Annotated in this window: 2 protein-coding genes; both read right to left on the bottom strand. The window is 64.5% G+C overall.

Features of this window, described 5'->3' with window-relative positions:
* Positions 1–143: 143 nt before the first annotated feature.
* A complete protein-coding gene (locus ACZY08_RS08525) occupies positions 144–19,754 on the bottom strand; it encodes an amino acid adenylation domain-containing protein (RefSeq protein ID WP_463744083.1) in 19,611 nt (6,536 codons plus the stop codon).
* Between the two features lie 60 nt (positions 19,755–19,814).
* Complete coding sequence (locus tag ACZY08_RS08520; RefSeq protein WP_463744082.1) at positions 19,815–20,030, bottom strand: MbtH family protein; 216 nt, start codon at positions 20,028–20,030, stop codon at positions 19,815–19,817.
* Positions 20,031–21,257 lie beyond the last annotated feature (1,227 nt).

Raw genomic sequence — 21,257 nt, 5'->3', positions numbered from 1 at the left:
CTGCACGGCGAGCAACTCCGGAATCGACGCCGACACCGACACCGCACCGGCCAGCGCAGCGCGGTTGCCCCACTCGAACAGCTCGGCGTGCTCGTCCTCATCCAAGAAATCCATCGACGACAGCCGCCGGCTCAGGTCGGCCGTCACGACGACGCCTCCGCCTCAGCCGTCATCGCCATCAATACCTTTCGCAACCGATCGATCAACCGCACGACAGTGACCTCGTCATAAACATCGGTGCGAAACTCAACGGTCCCCCCAATCCCGGCCGGCTCGCCGGTCTCAGTCCAACGTTCACCCAGCGCAATGGTCAGATCAGTACGGGCAGTGTGGGTCTGGGCAGGCAGCGGGGTCACCCGGACATCGCCCAGCGTCAGGCCACCGGCAGCATGTGCGCTGTGCTGCCAGGCCAGGTTCTGCCAAGACAGCATCACCTGCACGAGTGGGTGATGGGTCAGGCTGCGGGTGGGGTTGAGTCGATCCACCACTACCTCGAACGGCACATCCTGATGCTCGAAGGCCGCCAAGCCGCGCTGTCGCACTTGCGCCAGCAGTTCACCGATTGTCGGATCTCCGGCGAAGTCGACGCGGAGAACCAATGTGTTGACGAAGAATCCCACCAAGTTGTCGAGCGCGGGGTCATTGCGCCCCGCAATCGATATGCCCACTGCCACATCTGAACTCGCACTGAGCTTCGACAGCAATAGCGCCAACGCGGCCTGCACCACCATGAAACTGGTGGCGTTCTGCTCGCGGGCCACGCGGGCGATCCGTTGCTGGAGTTCAGCGGGCCACTCCACCACCAAGCTCGCCCCCCGGTAGTCAGCCACCGGTGGGTACGGTCGATCTGTCGGCAACTCCAACCGCTCTGGCAGACCCGCCAAAGCCTGCTCCCAGTACGCCAGCTGACCGGAAATCCGACTCTCCGGATCGGCCAGATCACCCAGATACGCCCGCTGCCACAGCGTGTAATCCACATACTGCACCGGCAACGGCAGCCACTCCGGCGGCCTCCCCGCAGACCTGGCGGCATATGCCGCACCCAGATCTGCCACCAAAGGGGTGACCGACCAGCCGTCGGCAGCAATGTGGTGCACGACTGCCACCAGCACATGCTCACCTTCTGCGACGCGGAAAAGTGTTGCTCTCAATGGCAGTTCAGTCGACAGGTCAAAGGAGTGACGTGCGACTGCGCTTGCGGCCTCCACCAACCGGTCCGCGGACCAGCCCGCTGCGTCCACGACTTCCCAGAACGGACGCGCACTCGCGGCCGGCACTACGGATTGCTGCGGCATCTCCCCGGCCAGAGTGAACAGGGTGCGCAGACTCTCATGGCGGCCCACCACATCTGCCAGCGACTGTCCGAGCGCGGCCGCGTCGAGGTCTCCGGTGAAGCGCAACCCGACCGCCAGGTTGTAAACCGGTGACGGACCGTTCAATTGGTCGAAGAACCACAACCGCTGCTGGGCATACGACAAGGGAACCGTCTGCGGGCGCGGCATCACCTGCAGCGGTGGACGCGCCGCGTCGTCCTGTTGGCGGTCCAGGCAGGCAGCCAACCGGCCGACGGTGGGTGTATCGAACAGATACCTGACCGGCACGTCCTTGCCGAGCGCCGACTGGAGTCGCGCGCTCACCCGGATGGCGATCAACGAATCCCCGCCCAAGGCAAAGAAGTCGTCGTCGAGGCCAACCCGGTCCAGACCGAGCACCTCGGCGAAGACTTCGGCGACGGTCTTCTCCGTCGGGGTCTGCGGTGACCGGAACGACGCGGCTACGAACACCGGCTCGGGCAGCGCCCGGCGGTCGATCTTGCCCGAAGAAGTCAGTGGGAACTCGTCGACCACCACGATCTGACTCGGCACCATGTATTCCGGCAGCCGAGAGGCCAACCACTGACGCACTTCGCTGACCTTGCTGTTGGTGTCAGGGTCATTCGCGTGGGTGCTGCGCTCACGCGATCCGTCTGGCAGATAGAGATCGGTCAGGACCGGGATCTCTGCCACTCCCGTGGCGTCGAGGAAGACCGCGTCGACGGTGCCGGGCTGCGAACCCCACGTGACGGCAACGTGGTAGCCGGCCGCCTCGCCGAGCCGGTACAGCAGTTCCGGTGTCACGGCATCCGAGGGCCCGTCGGCGGCCTTCGCCTGTGCCACGGCTTCAGACACTGAACGCCCGTCTGCAAGGGCTTGTTCGATGACAACATCACCGATCACACCCGCCCGCGGGATCGCGCTGACCCGCACCGTCGACGGCCGCCGAGCCGTCAACTCGGCGTGCAACCCGCTCAGTCCCGCGCAGTCAGCCCAATCCCAGGTGAGTGCTTCCGCAAGCGACTGGACCCCGGATGCTGACTTGTGAATGACGACGTCGTAGCGGTAGCGGGTCAGCTCATTGTCGGCTTCACCGCGCTTTACCTGGATCCCGATGCCTCCCACTTCCGGGTGGTCCGCCGCCCAGCTGGTGAAGAACTCTGGCGCCAAGAGCAACTCCGGCTCTCCGAGGACGGCGCGCTGCACACGCTGGCGGACGTCGTCGGTGTCGGCACCCGATCCACTGCGGGCCAGCGCGATACCGGTCTGGAAGGCGCCTTGAAGGCTGTGATTGCGCACATCGCCGACGAACAGAGTCCCGCCCGGGGCCAACAGTCCCATGGCGTTGTCGACGACCTCGGTGAGATACCCGGCGTTGGGGAAGTATTGGATGACCGAGTTGACGATGATCGTGTCGAAGTATCCGACCGGCAGCCCGTCGACCACATCCGCGGGCTGTACGCGCAACCGAACGCGGTCCCCCCACGGTTGGCCGGCCACCGCTGATTCCAGCGTGCGGATGGTCGGTGCGGAAAAGTCTGTGCCCCAATACTCCACGCAGTTCGGAGCGATCTCGGCAAGCACTAGGCCCGAACCCACACCGAGCTCGAGTACCCGCTGCGGCCGCAGCGCCATGATTCGATCGACCGCACCCGAGCGCCATTCACGCATCTGATCGATCGGGATCGGATCCCCGGTGTAACTGCTGTTCCACCCACGGAAGTCGCTGCCGAACTCCACCACTTCGAGATCGGCGTCATACAACTCGTCGTAGACGTGTTGCCACTGATCGACAACCTCGGCATCTTTGTCGGCACTGCTGGTCCGTTCCAACGCGACATAGGCGACCAGGTGGTCCGTGGCATCACGGTGGTAAACCGTGGCAGCGGCGCGCGCGACCGGTGGGCAGGCGAGCAGCGTGTTCTCGATCTCACCCAACTCAAGGCGCTGCCCGCGCAACTTCACCTGCGCATCAGCACGACCGAGATACTCCAGACTGCCGTCGGAGTTCCAGCGCACCAGATCACCCGTGCGATACAACCGCGTCCCCGGAGCACCAAAGGGATTGGCCACAAACCGATCCGCGGTCAAGTCCGGCCGGCCCACATAACCCCGCGCCAACACCGGACCAGCCACATACAACTCACCCACCACACCAACCGGAACGGGATTGAGCCGCACATCCAGCACCAACGCAGACGTGCCAGGCACCGGAGCACCGATACGCACCGGCTCCCCGGCCGACAACGCACTCCACGTCGCCCAGATCGTCACCTCTGTCGGGCCATACGCATTGAACATCCGCCGGGTTGTCCTATTTCCCTCCTCGCGTGCGGATGCAGCCCACGCCGCCACCAACTCCGCCGGACATGCCTCACCGCCGGTGATCAAGGTGGTCAGCGCGCCCAACCGGGTACGGTCGAGCGTTGCCACCACCGACGGTGTGATCAACGCCGCTTCGACATGTTGATCCTCGATGACTGCGGTGAGCGCCTCACCCGCATAGGAATCCGGCGGTGCCACCACCAACGCCGCCCCCGAAGCCGCCGCCCACAACCACTCGAACACCGAGGCATCGAACGTCGGTGCGGCCACCATCAGCACGCGCGCACCCGCGCTCACACCGAACAAATTGCGCGTGGCCGCAGCCACACCCAGCACCCCGGCATGGGTGATCGCCACACCCTTCGGCGTACCCGTCGACCCCGACGTGAAAATCACATACGCCGCATCGTCAACAGCCAACGGCGCCAACCGATCAGTATCGGTGATCGGCGCCGCCGAAGCTGCCGAATGATCCAGTGAGTCCATGTCCATGACCGCGCGCGTCCCGGCTCCGGCCACGGAGTCGTCGCCCCGGGTCAGCACACATACCGCTTCGGAGGCATCCAGCACCGTGGCGATCCGCTCGGCCGGGTGCGTCCGGTCCACCGGGACATACACACCTCCGGCCTTGAGCACCGCCCACCACGCGATCACCAACTCAGCGCACCGGCCCATCGCCACACCGACCGCGCGCTCAGGGCCCACCCCCGCGCCAATCAACACCCGCGCCAACCGGTTGGAGGCCTCGTCGAGCTGCCGGTAGGTGAACTCCCGCGGGTCATCGACCAACGCCAGGCCGTCCGGATCAGCGGCGGCCGCAGCCGTCAACAGCTCCGGAGCGAGCCCCACCTGGGCATCGAATCCGGCGCCAGACCACTTGTTCAACACCAGATCTCGCTCGTCGTGGTCCAGGAGAGCCACCTCGCCCACCATCACCGACGAGTCGGCCACCACGGCCTGGACCATCCGGTCGAACCAACCCACCAAGCGTTCGATCGTGGACCGGTCGAACAAGTCCGTGGCGTAGGTCAACACACCGGCAGCCATCGGTGCGCCCGAACGCTCGTCGGGTACCTCTCTGATGTCGACATCGAGATCGAACTTGGCGGTGCGGGTAACCATTGACATCGGCTCGATGCCGGCACCCTCCAAGGCCACCTCGGGACGCACGTTGTTCTGGAAGACCAGGGCGACCTGGAACAGCGGATGGTGCGATGTGGACCGCGTCGGGTTGAGCTGCTCCACCAGTAACTCGAAGGGCACGTCCTGATTCGTGTACCCGTCCAGCGCCTTCTGGCGCACCTGATCGAGCACATCGCTGAACCTGTGCTGAGAGTTCAAACCGACCCGCAGAACCCAGGTGTTGACGAAGAACCCGACCAACTCCTGCAGGGCCTGGTCATTGCGTCCGGCGATCGGCGTCCCCAGCGCGATGTCCTCACCGACCCCAGCCCGGTGCAGCACGACAGACATGACGGCCTGCAACACCATCGACGTGGTGACGTTGTGTTGTGCGGCAACCGCTTTGACTCCGGCCCAGGTTTGGGAGTCGATGCGCAGCTGGACCCCGTCGCCGCGGTAGCTGGGCACTGGCGGACGTGGCCGATCGGTGGGCAGCGACACCACCTCGGGCAGGTCCGCCAGCTCCTTACGCCAGTAGGACAACTGTTCCGCGATCCGACTGTCCGGATCCTCCAGGTCTCCCAGATGTTCACGCTGCCACAGCGAGTAATCGGCGTACTGGACAGGCAGCGGTGACCAGTCAGGAACCTGCCCGCCGCATCGAGCCGCGTAAGCGATCCCGACATCCTTGACCATCGGCGCCATCGACCAACCGTCGAACGCGATGTGGTGCAGGACGATTCCGAGGACGTACCGCTCGGGCCCCACGGCGTAGATCTGCGCACGGATCGGGATCTCGGTCGCCAGGTCGAACCGGTACCCCGCCAACGCGATCAACTCGCCGATGACAGCGTCTTCTTGGTCCTCGGGTACCTGCACCACAGCCGGACCGCCGCGGCGCCACATGCCATCCTGTGCCGGCATCACCTTCTGCGACGGCACGCCATCGACGTCAGGGAACACCGTGCGCAGCGATTCGTGCCGGGCGAGGACGTCGTCAAGCGCTGATCCCAGAGCTTCGACGTCCACCGCACCGTTGATCCGGAAGCCGATCGGCATGTTGTAGGTGGCGACCCCGCCCTCGAACCGGTTGAGGAACCACAGCCGCTGTTGCGCGTACGACAACGGGATGACGGCTGGACGCTGCTGCGGGATCAGCGGCCGGCGTCCACTCGTGCCCGAGCCCAGACGGGAGGCGAGCTGAGCGACTGTGGGTGCGTCGAACAGAGTGCGCACCGCAAGGTCGACGTCCAGGCGGCTGTTGACGGCAGCGAGCAACCTCATGGCCGACAACGAGTCCCCGCCGAGGTCGAAGAAGGAGTCGTCGACACCGACCCGTTCCAGGCCGAGGACATCGGCGTAGATGCCGGCCAGGATCTCTTCGGTGGCAGTGCTCGGAGCCCGGTAGTGATCGGTATCGGCGTAGTCGGGTGCGGGTAGGGCGCGTTTGTCGAGCTTGCCGTTGACGGTCAACGGCAACGCGTCGAGCGCCACCACCGCCGCGGGCACCATGTACGAGGGCAGCTGCTGTGAAAGGCGTACCCGGATGTCTGACGGATCGGCGGTGCCGGTGATGTACCCGACCAGCCGCTTATCACCCGGACGGTCCTCCCGAGCGATCACCACTGCCTGGTCGACACCACCCAGATCGGCGAGAGCTGTTTGAATTTCACCTAATTCGATGCGATACCCGCGAATCTTGACCTGCTCATCAGCACGCCCGGCATACCGCAACTGCCCGTCCGACCCCCAGGAGACCAGATCCCCGGTCCGATACATCCGGGCGCCCACCCCGCCGAACGGGCAGGCGACGAACCGAGACGCACTCAATCCGGCGCGCCGCACATAACCCAGCCCCACCCCGCGGCCGGCCACATACAACTCACCCACCACACCGGGTGCCACCGGACGCAACCACCGATCCAGCACGAACAACGCCGCACCCGGCACCGGCACACCGATCGGCACGGTATTCGAACCTGCGACCAACGGAGCGCTGATCGTGGCATACACCGTCGTCTCGGTCGGACCGTAACCGTTGATCATCACCCGGCCCGGTGCCCAGTGGTCCACGACCTGGCCGGGGCAAGGCTCGGCTGCCACCATCAACGCCGCGGACTCCAGCCCCTCTGACGGCAACATGCCCACCGCCGAAGGGGTTTGACTCACCACGGTGACATGTTCATTGACGAGGAGGGCGTGCAGGTCTTGCGGTGAGCGCGTCGTTGACTCGGGCACCACCACCAGCCGGCCGCCGAAAAGCAGCGCACCCCAGATCTCCCACACCGAATAATCGAAGGCCAGCGACGAACATTGGGCCCACACTTGCCGCGGCCCCATCTCGATGCCGACGTCCATCCCGTCGAACAGCCGGGTCACGTTCTGGTGCGTGACCGCAACGCCTTTGGGAGCACCGGTCGTCCCGGAGGTGTAGATGATGTGCGCGATGTCCCCCGGCGCCGGCAACGACACCGGGGTGGCCGACTGCACATCAATGCGCGGATCGTCGACCTCGACCACCGGCACACCTGACCCGTCGAGCCGCTCGGCCAAACCACCCGTGGTGACTGCCGCGACGGGCTTGGCGTCAGTGAGCATGAACTCGATGCGGGCGTCTGGTACCGCCGGATCGATCGGCAGATACGCCGCGCCCGATTTGAGCACACCCAGGATCGCGACAACCGCCTGCGCCGAGCGCTCGAGCAACAACGCCACACACTCGCCGGGACCAGCGCCCCGGTCGATCAACATGTGTGCCATCCGGTTCGACGCTTCGTCGAGTTCCCGGTAGCTCAGCGTACGACCATCGAAACTGACCGCCTCGGAGCCCGGCGCCCGCTCCACCTGCGCCGCGAACAACGCCGGAATCGATGTCTCCTGCACCGATTGCGTCAGTACTGCCCGATGACCAATCTGGTCCAGCCGCGCACGGTCAGCTGCGTCGAGCAGATCGACGGCCGACAACCGCTGCCCGGTGTCGGAGGTCATCACCACCAATGCCCGCTGCAGCCGCTCCACCAGCGTGTTGACGGTGGTGGCGTCGAATACGTCGGTACGGAACTCGACGATCCCGCCGATGCCGGCCGGTGCACCGGTCTCGCTGAACCGTTCTGCCAGGGAGAACACCAGATCCATACGAGCGGTCCGGGATTCGGCGTCCAACGGAGTGGCCTCGACATTTCCGAGCGCCAGACTGGAGGCTTGCTCCGCGGCGAAATTCTGCCAGGACACCATCACCTGGACGAGCGGATGATGGGTCAGGCTGCGAGCCGGATTCAGTCGCTCCACCAGTACCTCGAAGGGCACATCCTGATGTTCGAACGCCGCAAGCCCGCGCTGACGCACCTGGCCCAACAGGTCGGCGACGGTGGGATCACCGACTAGGTCGAGCCGTAGAACCAGGGTGTTGACGAAGAAGCCGACAAGGTCATCGAGCGCTGGATCGCTGCGACCTGCCGTCGCAATACCCACCGCCACATCGGAACTGGCGCTCAACTGCGCGAGCAGGGCCGCCAGTGCGGACTGCACCACCATGAAGCTCGTCGCATTGTGCTCACGAGCCACCCGCGCCACCTGCTGCTGCAACTCGGCCGGCCAATCGATCGTCACGCTGGAACCCTGGTAATCGGCCACCAGCGGATAGGGCCGATCGGTGGGCAACTCGAGGCGCTCGGGCAGATCCGCCAGCACCTGTTCCCAGTACGCCAACTGCGTGGCGATAACGCTGTCCGGATCGGACTCCGACCCCAACCATTCTTGTTGCCACAACGTGTAATCGGCGTATTGCACGGCCAACGGCGCCCACGTCGGGGCCTGGCCGGCGCAACGGCTCGCATAGGCGGCACCCAGATCCGCGATGAACGGGGTGATCGACCAACCATCGGCGGCGATATGGTGCACCACCGCAACCAGAACATGGTCGTCCTCAGCAACCCGGAACAGAGTGGCCCGCAACGGTATTTCGTGAGTCAGGTCAAACGGGCGCCGCGCGACCGCCTCGGCGGCGTCCTTCAGTCGGTCTGCAGACCAACCGGTGGCGTCAACGACCTGCCAACCGAGTTCCGCCCGCTCGGTGGGCACCAGGATTTGATGCGGAGTCCCGTCGACAGCGCCGAACACGGTCCGCAAGCTCTCGTGGCGGCCCACAACATCCGTCAACGACTGCCCCAGCGCGTCGGCATCCAGATCCCCACGCAACTGGAGCGTGACGGCCATGTTGTAGATCGCCGACGGCCCCTGCAGCTGCTCCAGGAACCACAACCGCTGTTGCGCATAGGACAACGGGACGACGTCGGGACGTTGCTGCGGGGTCAACCGCTGACGCCCGCCCGAGCCTGCCTGGATGTGCGGTGCCAGCTGAGCAATTGTCGGTGCGTCGAACAGGGCGCGAACACCCACATCAGCGTCGAGGCTGGAGTTGACAGCAGCGATCAGCCGCATGGCCGACAGCGAGTCCCCGCCGAGGTCGAAGAAGGAGTCATCGATACCGACGCGTTCCAGGCCGAGGACCTGCGCATAGATCCCGGCCAGGATCTCCTCGGTGGCAGTGCTCGGCGCTCGGAAATGGTCGGTGTCGGCGTATTCGGGTACAGGTAGCGCGCGTTTGTCGAGCTTGCCGTTGACCGTCAACGGCAGCGCATCGAGCACCACAATCGCAGTGGGCACCATGTAGGAAGGCAACCGCTGTACCAGCGCTGCCCGCACCTCAGTTGGATCAGCCATGCCGGTGAAATAACCGACCAGCCGCCTATCACCCGGGCGATCCTCCCGGACGATCACCACCGCCTGCTGCACACCGTCCACCTCAGCCAAAGCTGTTTGGACTTCGCCCAATTCGATGCGATAGCCACGAATCTTGACCTGCTCATCAGCACGCCCGCCATACCGCAACTGCCCATCCGAACCCCAGGACACCAGATCCCCGGTCCGATACATCCGAGCGCCCACCCCGCCGAACGGACACGGCACAAACCGCGAAGCAGTCAACCCCGGCCGATGCACATAACCCAACCCCACACCACGACCGGCCACATACAACTCACCCACCACACCCGCAGGCACCGGACGCAACCACCGATCCAACACGAACAACGCCGCACCCGGCACCGGCACACCGATCGGCACCACACCCGACCCGGCTCGCAGCGGAGCGCTGATCGTGGCATACACCGTCGTCTCCGTCGGACCATAACCATTGATCATCACCCGACCCGGCGCCCACCGATCCACCACATCGGGCGGACACGCCTCGGCCGCGACCATCAACGCCGACACCGATTCCAACTTCTCCGGATCCAAAACACCCACCGCAGAAGGCGTCTGGCTCAACACCGTCACACCCTCGCCAACAACCAACTCCTCCAGATCCCGCGGTGAGCGCGTCGTCGACTCGGGCACCACCACCAAACGGCCACCATGCAGCAGCGCACCCCAGATCTCCCACACCGAATAATCGAACGCCAACGACGAACACGCAGCCCACACCTGCCGCGGGCCCATCTCGAAACCGACATCCATCCCATCGAACAACCGCGTCACGTTCTGATGAGTAACCGCAACACCTTTGGGAACACCCGTCGTCCCAGACGTATAAATAATGTGCGCGATGTCATCAGAGGCCGGGCCCACCACCAGAGGCGTACCGGGCTGAGAATCAATGCGTGGGTCAGCCAGGTCGATGACCGCCACACCAAATCCGCCCAGGCGATCGATCAACTCCACAGTCGTCAGGACGGCCACCGGAGCCGCGTCACCGAGCATGAACTCCACCCGCGCATCCGGCACCACCGGATCAATCGGCAGATACGCCGCCCCCGACTTCAACACACCCAAAATCGCCACAACCGCATCAGCACAACGACCAGTCATCAAACCCACACAGGCACCGGCACCAGCACCCTCACCCACCAGCAACTGCGCCAACCGATTCGACGCCTCATCCAGCTCCCGATAAGACAACGAACGACCCTCAAAACAGACCGCCACCGCATCCGGAGTCCGCTCCACCTGCGCTGCGAACAACGCCGGAATCGAGGACTCCACCACCGACCCGGTCAACACCGCCCGATGACCAACCTCATCCAGCCCCGCACGATCAGCCGCATCAAGCACATCCACCGCCGACAACCGCTGCGTCGGATCGGCCGTCATTCCCACCAGCATCCGCTGCAACCGCTCGATCACGGTCTCGATGGTGGCCGAGTCGAACACGTCGGTGCGGAACTCGACTGATCCTTCGATACCGGCCGGTGTGCCGGCGTCGTTGAAACGTTCGGCCAGGGAGAACACCAGATCCATACGGGCGGTCTGCGTTTCGGCCTCCAACCGGGTGACTCCAACGTCACCCAACGTCAGCGCGGCAGCGGGATCACTGTGCTGCCACGGCAGGTTCTGCCAAGTCAGCATGACCTGCACCAGCGGATGATGGGTCAGGCTTCGCGTCGGATTGAGCCGGTCCACCAGCACCTCGAACGGCACATCCTGATGCTCGAACGCCGCCAAACTCCGCCGCCGCACCTGGTCCAACAGGTCGGCAACCGTGGGGTCACCGGCGACGTCCACCCGCAGCACCAACGTGTTGACAAAGAAGCCCACCAGGTCGTCGAGCGCGGGCTCGCCCCGGCCGGCAGACGCAATGCCCACGGCCACATCGGTGCTCGCGCTCAGCTGGGCCATCAGCGCCGCCAACGCCGCTTGGACAACCATGAAACTCGTCGCACCACGTTCGCGGGCCACCCGGGCGATCTGTTGCTGCAACTCGGCCGGCCAAACCACCGTCACACTGGAGCCCTGGTAGTCGGCCACCGGCGGGTACGCCCGGTCCGTTGGCAGCTCCAACCGGTCGGGCAGCTCCGCCAGCTCGCCCTCCCAGTAGCTCAGCTGGCCGCTGATGACGCTGTCGGGGTCGGATACGGATCCCAACCACTCCTGCTGCCACAGCGTGTAATCGGCATACTGCACCGGCAAGGGATCCCAATCCGGCGCCTGCCCCGCGCACCGACTGGCGTACGAAGTCGCGAGATCGATCACCAGAGGGGTCACCGACCAGCCGTCGGCGGCGATATGGTGCACAACCGCCGCCAGCACATGCTCGTTCTCGTCGATACGGAAAAGCGTTGCCTTGATCGGGATCTCAGTCGTGAGGTCAAAACTGTGACGCGCCGTATCACCGATTGCTTCGTCGAGGCGGCCTGCGGGCCATCCGTCGGCGTCGACAATTCGCCACCCCGGGACAGTCTTTTCAACGCCGAGGACCACCTGCTGAGGTACCCCGTCGGCCGATGTGAACACGGTGCGGAGGCTCTCCTGCCGGCCCACGACGTCTGCCAGCGCGGCGCCGAGCGCGTCAGCGTCCAGGCGTCCCCGGAGCCGCAGCGCCACCGCCATGTTGTAGATCGGCGACGGACCGTGCAACTGCTCCAGGAACCACAACCGCTGCTGGGCATACGACAGCGGAACCATCGCCGGACGATGCCGCGCGGTCAACGGAGGCCGGGCCACCCCGTCCTGGTGCCGATTCAGATAGTCGGCCAGCCCACCGACTGTGGGTGCGTCAAACAGGTAGCGGACCGGCACATCCCTACCGAGAGCGGACCGTAGACGCGCACAGACCCGGATCGCAATCAGCGAATCGCCGCCGAGGACGAAGAAATCGTCATCGAGCCCCGCCCTGCCGAGTCCCAGGACCTCGGTGAACACCTCGGCGACGATCTTTTCCATATCGGCCTCAGGCGCACGGAATGAGGTGGCGACAAAGGTGGGTTCAGGAAGGGCCTTGCGATCGATCTTGCCCGAAGAAGTCAGCGGAAACTCGTCGAGCACCACGATCTGGGACGGCACCATGTATTCGGGCAACCGATCGGCCAACCATTGACGGACCGCGGTGACCTTCGAGTTGGTGTGCGGGTCATTGGCATAGCCGCCGCGCTGACGGGAGTCGGTGGCGGGCTGGTACAGATCGGTGAGCGCCGGCACGGCCTGCCCGTCGGAGGTGGCGATGAATACGGCGTCCAATGTGCCGGGTTGTGCGCCCCACGTGACCGCGACGTGGTATCCGGCCGCCTCGCCGAGCCGGTACACCATTTCGGGTGTGACGACGACATCGGCGGCGCCGGTGTCGGCGTGGACGAGCGCCTCCACGATGGGAAGTCCGGCGCTCAAGGCTTGTTCGGTCACCACATCGGTGATCACCCCGGCACGGGGAATGCCGCTGACCCGCACGGTGGACGGTTGCCGAGCCGTCAGCTCGGCCTGCAGCCCATTCAGGCCCGCACAATCGGCCCATGCCCAGTTCGGGGCACTGGTCAGCGAGCACACCTGGGTGGGCGACTTGTGGATGATCACGTCGTAGCGGTACCGGCTCAGCTCGTTGTCGGCCTCACCACGTTTGACCTGGATGGCGATACCGCCCACCGACGGGTGGTCGGCTGCCCAAGTGGTGAAAAACTCCGGGGCAAGCAGTAACTCGGGCTCGCCCAGCATCGCGCGCTGTACCCGCTGGCGGATCTCGTCGGTATCGGTACCATTCCGGCTGCGCGCCAGCGCAATACCGGTCTGGAACGCGGCCTGCAGACTGTGGTTGCGCACGTCGCCGACGAACAATTTGCCGCCCGGCGCCAGCAGATCCACTGCCTTGTCGATCACCTCGGCCAGGTACCCAGCGCTCGGGAAGTACTGGACCACCGAGTTGATCACCACCATGTCGAACTGGTTCTGCGGCAGCTCCTCGGTCATGTGCGCCGGTCGGGTGAGCAGATGCACCCGATCTCCCCACGGGTGGCCGACCACCGCCGATTGCAGCTTCTGGATGGTCGGTGCGGAAAAGTCTGTGCCCCAGTACTCCACGCACTTCGGAGCGAGCTGCGACAGCACCAAGCCCGATCCGACGCCGAGCTCGAGCACCCGCTGCGGCCGCAGCGCGAGGATCCGGTCCACGGTGGCCGAGCGCCACTCCTCCATCTCCTGGAGCGGGATCGGATCGTCGGTGTAGCTGCTGTTCCACCCCCGGAAATCGTTGCCGAACTCGACCATGTCGAGCTCGGCATCGTAGAGCTCGTCGTAGATGCCTTGCCACTGGTCGACGACGTCGGCGTCGTGGTCGGCGCTGCTGGTCTGCTCTAGGGCGATGTAGCCGACCAGGTGATCGACTCCGGTGCTGCCCCGATGCACGGCCGCAGCCGCACGCGTGACCTTCGGGCAGGTCAGCAGGGTGTTCTCGATCTCGCCCAGTTCCAGACGCTGGCCCCGCAGCTTGATCTGGGCATCGGCGCGTCCCCGGTATTCCAGACAGCCCGTATCGGTCCAACGCACGAGGTCGCCGGTACGATACAGCCGCGTCCCGGGAGCGCCAAAGGGGTTGGCCACGAACCGATCCGCCGTCAGATCGGGGCGGCCCACGTAACCACGCGCCACTGCGTGCCCGGCGAGATACAGCTCACCGACCACCCCGACCGGGGCCGGGTTCAGCCGCGCATCCAGCACCAGCGCGCAGGTGCCCGGAACCGGGGCACCGATTCGCACCGGCTCCCCGGCCGAGAGCGCACTCCAGGTCGACCAGATAGTGACCTCGGTCGGTCCGTACGCATTGAACATCCGCCGACCGGGCGCCCACGCGGCCACCAACTCAGCCGGACACGCCTCACCACCGGTGACCAACGTATCCAACCCGTCGATCTGAGTCGGATCCAGCGTGGCCAACACGGTCGGCGTGATCAGAGCCGCATCGACGCGCTGGCGCGCCAGAACCTCGGCCAGTGCCTCGCCGGCATAGGAATCCGGCGGAGCCACCACCAACGCCGCTCCCGACGCCACCGCCCACAGCCACTCGAAGACCGAGGCATCGAACGTCGGCGCAGCCACCATCAACACCCGAGAGTGCGGGCCCACGCCGAGCAAATCGTGGTGCGCAGCTGCCACACCCAGCACACCGGCGTGGCTGATCGCCACACCCTTCGGCGTACCCGTCGACCCCGACGTGAAAATCACATACGCCGCATCATCAATATCCAACGGCGACAACCGGTCCGAATCAGTAACCCGCTCGGCGCTGTACCCGGACAGATCGACCACTTCAAGCGGAATGACGAGGTGGCCGTCGGTCCCTTCGAGCCCGCCCATGCCGCGCGTGAGCACGCAAACAGCCTCGGCGGTGTCCAGTACCGTGGCGATCCGCTCGGCCGGGTGGCCTGGATCGACCGGCACGTACACCCCGCCGGCCTTGAGCACTGCCCACCATGCGATCACCAACTCCGCGCAGCGACTCATAGCCACACCGACGGCACGCTCGGGGCCCACGCCCGCCTCGATCAACGCCCGAGCCAACCGGTTCGAGACCTCATCCAGCTCCCGGTAGGACAGCTCGCGCGTCCCATCTATTACCGCAATGGCGTCCGGGTCAGCGGCAACCGCCGCAGCCAGCGAATCCGGCGCCAATCCCACCGGCAGGCTCACCTCAGCGCCAGACCACTTGTGCAGCACCAGATCCTGCTCATCGTGATCCAGCAGGCCGATCTCACCCACGACCACCGACGAATCGGCCACCACAGCGTGGACCACGCGGCCGAACCAACCCACCAACCGCTCGACGCTGGATCGGTCATACAGATCCGTGGCATAGGCGACCGTGCCGGCCGCCATCAGCTCACCGCGGCCTTCGGCAGGCGCTGCCTTCAGATCGAACAGCGCATTCGAGTCCCCGCTGGATATTTCTCGCAGGTCGAATTCGAGGTCGAACCGGGCGGTATGGATATCGGCAGTGACCGGCTCGACGTCGAGGTCATCCAGCTGGATTTCGGGACGCACGTTGTTCTGGAAGGCCAACGCCACCTGGAACAGCGGGTGGTGGGATGTCGATCGCGTCGGGTTGAGCCGCTCAACCAACAGCTCGAACGGCACATCCTGATTTGAGTAGGCATCCAATGCCTTCTGCCGCACACGTTCCAACACTTCGCTGAACGGCAGCGCAGGGTCAACGCCCAGTCGTAGCACCCAGGTGTTGACGAAGAAGCCGACCAGCTCATCAAGGGCCTGGTCCGTACGACCGGCAATCGGGGTCCCCAGTGCGATGTCATCGCCAACGCCGGCTCGGTGCAGCGCGACCGCGATCGTGGCCTGCAATACCATCGACGCCGTGGCGTTGTGCGCCGTGGCGACGGCTTTGATTCCCGCCCAGGACTCGGGATCGATGCACAGGTCAATCGCATCGCCGCGATAGCTGAGCGCGGGCGGACGCGGACGATCCGTTGGAAGCGACACCACCTCGGGGAGGTCAGCCAATTCCCGACGCCAGTAGGTCAACTGGCTGGCGAGCACACTGTCGGGATCGGACTCGGATCCCAGCCAACCATGTTGCCACAGCGTGTAATCGGCGTACTGCACCGGCAGCGGTGACCAGGCGGGGGCCTGGCCGAGGGTGCGCGACCGATACGCCTCGCCGACGTCCCGGGCCATGGGTGCCATCGACCAGCCGTCGAAGGCAATGTGGTGCAAGACGATTCCGAGAACGAACCGTTCGAGTCCCAGGGCATAGATCTGGGCCCGGATCGGGATCTCACTGGCCAAGTCAAACGTGTAACCCGCCAGGGCAGTCAATTCGCCGGCCAGGTCGTCTTCTGCAACCTGCACCATTGCCGGACCGCCGCGCCGCCACAGCCCCGGCTGCGCGGGCAGCACCTTCTGAGACGGCACACCGTCGACATCGCGGAACACTGTGCGCAGCGATTCGTGACGGGTGATCACGTCGTCCAGAGCCGCATCGAGCGCGCCGAGGTCCAGTGCGCCGTTGATCCGGAACGCGATCGGCATGTTGTATGTCGCCGCCCCGTCTTCGAACCGGTTGAGGAACCACAGCCGCTGTTGTGCGAAGGACAACGGAATCAGACGAGGACGCTCGGCCGCCACCAAGGGCGCGCGCCGGTCCGAATCTTCGCCGACATGTGGCGCCAGCTGCGCCACTGTCGGGGAATCGAAAAGGGTGCGCACCGCCAGGCCGGCATCCAAGGTCATGTTGACCGCCGACACCACCCGCATCGCCATGATGCTGTCGCCGCCGAGGTCGAAGAAGGAGTCATCGATACCGACGCGTTCCAGGCCGAGGACCTGCGCATAGATCCCGGCCAGGATCTCCTCGGTGGCAGTGCTCGGCGCTCGGAAATGGTCGGTGTCGGCGTATTCGGGTACAGGTAGCGCGCGTTTGTCGAGCTTGCCGTTGACCGTCAACGGCAGCGCATCGAGCACCACAATCGCAGTGGGCACCATGTAGGAAGGCAACCGCTGTACCAGCGCTGCCCGCACCTCAGTTGGATCAGCCATGCCGGTGAAATAACCGACCAGCCGCCTATCACCCGGGCGATCCTCCCGGACGATCACCACCGCCTGCTGCACACCGTCCACCTCAGCCAAAGCTGTTTGGACTTCGCCCAATTCGATGCGATAGCCACGAATCTTGACCTGCTCATCAGCACGCCCGCCATACCGCAACTGCCCATCCGAACCCCAGGACACCAGATCCCCGGTCCGATACATCCGAGCGCCCACCCCGCCGAACGGACACGGCACAAACCGCGAAGCAGTCAACCCCGGCCGATGCACATAACCCAACCCCACACCACGACCGGCCACATACAACTCACCCACCACACCCGCAGGCACCGGACGCAACCACCGATCCAACACGAACAACGCCGCACCCGGCACCGGCACACCGATCGGCACCACACCCGACCCGGCTCGCAGCGGAGCGCTGATCGTGGCATACACCGTCGTCTCCGTCGGACCATAACCATTGATCATCACCCGACCCGGCGCCCACCGATCCACCACATCGGGCGGACACGCCTCGGCCGCGACCATCAACGCCGACACCGATTCCAACTTCTCCGGATCCAAAACACCCACCGCAGAAGGCGTCTGGCTCAACACCGTCACACCCTCGCCAACAACCAACTCCTCCAGATCCCGCGGTGAGCGCGTCGTCGACTCGGGCACCACCACCAAACGGCCACCATGCAGCAGCGCACCCCAGATCTCCCACACCGAATAATCGAACGCCAACGACGAACACGCAGCCCACACCTGCCGCGGGCCCATCTCGAAACCGACATCCATCCCATCGAACAACCGCGTCACGTTCTGATGAGTAACCGCAACACCTTTGGGAACACCCGTCGTCCCAGACGTATAAATAATGTGCGCGATGTCATCAGAGGCCGGGCCCACCACCAGAGGCGTACCGGGCTGAGAATCAATGCGTGGGTCAGCCAGGTCGATGACCGCCACACCAAATCCGCCCAGGCGATCGATCAACTCCACAGTCGTCAGGACGGCCACCGGAGCCGCGTCACCGAGCATGAACTCCACCCGCGCATCCGGCACCACCGGATCAATCGGCAGATACGCCGCCCCCGACTTCAACACACCCAAAATCGCCACAACCGCATCAGCACAACGACCAGTCATCAAACCCACACAGGCACCGGCACCAGCACCCTCACCCACCAGCAACTGCGCCAACCGATTCGACGCCTCATCCAGCTCCCGATAAGACAACGAACGACCCTCAAAACAGACCGCCACCGCATCCGGAGTCCGCTCCACCTGCGCTGCGAACAACGCCGGAATCGAGGACTCCACCACCGACCCGGTCAACACCGCCCGATGACCAACCTCATCCAGCCCCGCACGATCAGCCGCATCAAGCACATCCACGGACACCACAAGCTCGTTGGGATCAGCCACCAGGCCGGCCAGCACGCGCTCCACCCGCGCCGCGAGGTCAGCGACGTCGAATTCGGAGAACGGCTGACCGGACCCCATGGTGCTGAGCAGCAACTGATCGCCCGAGCTGGAGAAGATCAGCCCGAAGCCACCGACAACGCCGGCGTTGGTCAGCGAAGCCGACGCGGGCGCGCCACCGAAGTCCAACGTGAATGTCGAGGGGAGGAAGTTCACGCTCACCCGATTGGCCATCTGGCCCGCGGCGTGCGGATTGACCTTGCGCTCAAGCGCATGCACCGGAAACCGTTGATGCTGCACAGCTTCTTGTATTCGAGTCTCGACATGGTCGACGAAATCGGAGATCGAGGTTGTCGGCGACGCCGTCAATACCAGCGGCACGACGCCCGCGACCATCCCCGGAAGGGTTCGGGATTCGGGACGTACACGTCGGCTGACGGGGAAGTCGAGTACCACATCTGAGCCGTCTGCACACCAGCCACGCACCAGGAGTGCGCAGGCCGCTGTGATGACCGAGGAGCGGGGAACGTTCTTGGAGTCGGCGAACTCATCGAGCCTGCGAAGCAGGTCTGAATCCAATTGCACTGGGGCCGAGGGCCAATGAGCTTCGTGGCCGCCGTCAACGTCGGTGGTCTCGAAGCGCGGGCTGCCATCCGGTGGAAGATGCTCATGCCAGTACGCCTGGTCGTCGAGGTATTCGCCGGACGCTTCGTATTCCGACTCGCAGTCGATCAGGTCGGACAGTGAACCGAAGATCGCGGGTGGTACCGGCGCACCGGTGACAAGTGAGGAGTACACCGAAGCGAGCCGCGAGCCGACGAGAGCGATACCCGTTCCGTCCAAGACTATGTGGTGACAGCACGCGATCAGGAAATGCTCGTCGGCGCGAGTCTTGAAGAGTGCGCACTTGAACAGCGGTCCTGTCATCGACATTGGTGTGCGCTGGATTGCCGCCGCCATGTCCCGGGCGTCCTGCTCCGGATCGGCCGCGCCAGTCAGGTCATGGAATGCCAGCTCAACATTCGGGTACTCGACCGCCCTCTGGAAAACCTGTCCATCGGCTTCGAAGAACGTGGCCCGCATTGGTTCGGCCTCGCGGACCACACGGGAGACCGCCCACTGAAGGGCATCGCGGTCTACGTCACCTGCGATTCGGACGAACAAGCCGAGTTGCCACTCCGTACTGGAGGAACCGACGTCTTGCGCAAGCCATATGTCGAGCTGTGCGCGCGTTACCGGCAGCGCCTGTTCAACATGCTGCATCGGACTCTCCCACCACGTGAAGAAATGCGAACCCCCCGGCCCTGTGATTTATCGGGACCCCTAGCTCTGCGCCAATCTGTCGCGCAGGCTCTTGGGTCGGATGTCCGGCCAGTTCTGATCGATGTAGTCCAGACACGCAGCGCGGTCAGCTTCGCCGAACACCACCCTCCAGCCGGCAGGAACGTCGGCGAAGGTCGGCCACAGACTGTGTTGCTCCTCATCGTTGATCAAAACGAGAAATCTGCCGTTTTCATCGTCAAACGGATTGATGCTCACCCTGGTCCTCCCCATCGTCGAGCAGGCCAGTAAAACGCTCGCAAATCCGACGCGAGGCGTCCAGCCTCGCACCCGTCCTCACGATGTCTGTTTCTTCTCGACCCACTCCAGCTATGACGTGTCTAGTTGCAGAGCGCCAGCATATCCAGATCTTCTTGACGGGGGTGCAGAAATTAGCGATCCACAAATAATCTGTTGCTGGTTGGACGGTATTCGCCCACTCACTCGACGCATCGGCGACTATCGAGCAAATAGTCGCGACATCGGTCGAGAGAAACCGCCCTCGTGCGGATTCAGTACCGTCAGCAGCTGCGGGGAAGTCAGAAATCGTTGGCCCCCGACTTCGGAAGGCGGTCCGTCGATGTTGTCGCCAGTGGTGGCACCCCGATGGTCGGCCGACGAAGGTGGTGTGGTTCGTACCGTCCGAATGGCGTGGGCGTGAGGAAAGTACGCGGAATCCACGCGGCGGACACAACACAGGCGGCGCCCTTTTCGGGTTCCTCCTGCTCCGCGCCCCTCACTACCTGGCATTTTCCTGGCCCTACGCTGAATGGCCATTGGGGTTCGCCGTCCCCACGACGACGTGCCGCAGCGAGTCCATTGCCACCATTGGCAGCCCCGGAACCTCTCCGCGCTCACGGACCCAGGGGGCAGGCGATTCAGAGATCCCGCGACCGAGCGCCGGTTCCGCCCGTGCCACGCGCGCCAATGCAGCGCTACCAAAACCCAGCGCAGAGATGCCCCACAACCGTGTAGTTCAATCCAGCGAAGCTGGGCGGAAAACAGCCAGGGCTCCACCAATGCCTCAACACCGTCAAAGAGAAGTTCAAACCCGGAGCCAAGGCTGTCAGCAAATCTGAGCGAACGTCCGCAACTTCATGACGCCGCGACTCAAGATCAGAACTATGCGATCAATAGTTAGCCACGCAATCCTTACTTACATTATCAAGATCACTTGATTTCAAAGTTTTCGTTCGCAATAACCGGCTAACAAATGGCCCACGATCTATGCCCCCTCGGTCGCAGCGACTTGATCTTCATCGCCGCACGATGTGGGTCGACTTCCGGCCCCAAAACCCGCACCAATTGACGCGCCAAGCGCACGGGCGTGCAGAGACAGTAAACATCGGTAGTTGACCAGTGAAAGAAATCTCCCACCCAATTGCTGGCAGCGTCATTTTTCTTGCGCCAGAGGCTACTCAAACCGGTGGCCGAAAAGTTCGCTCG

Source organism: Mycobacterium sp. IDUB_9 (assembly GCF_055419505.1).
Note: the sequence above shows the minus strand (reverse complement) of the source record. Positions and strands in the feature narration are given on the sequence as shown.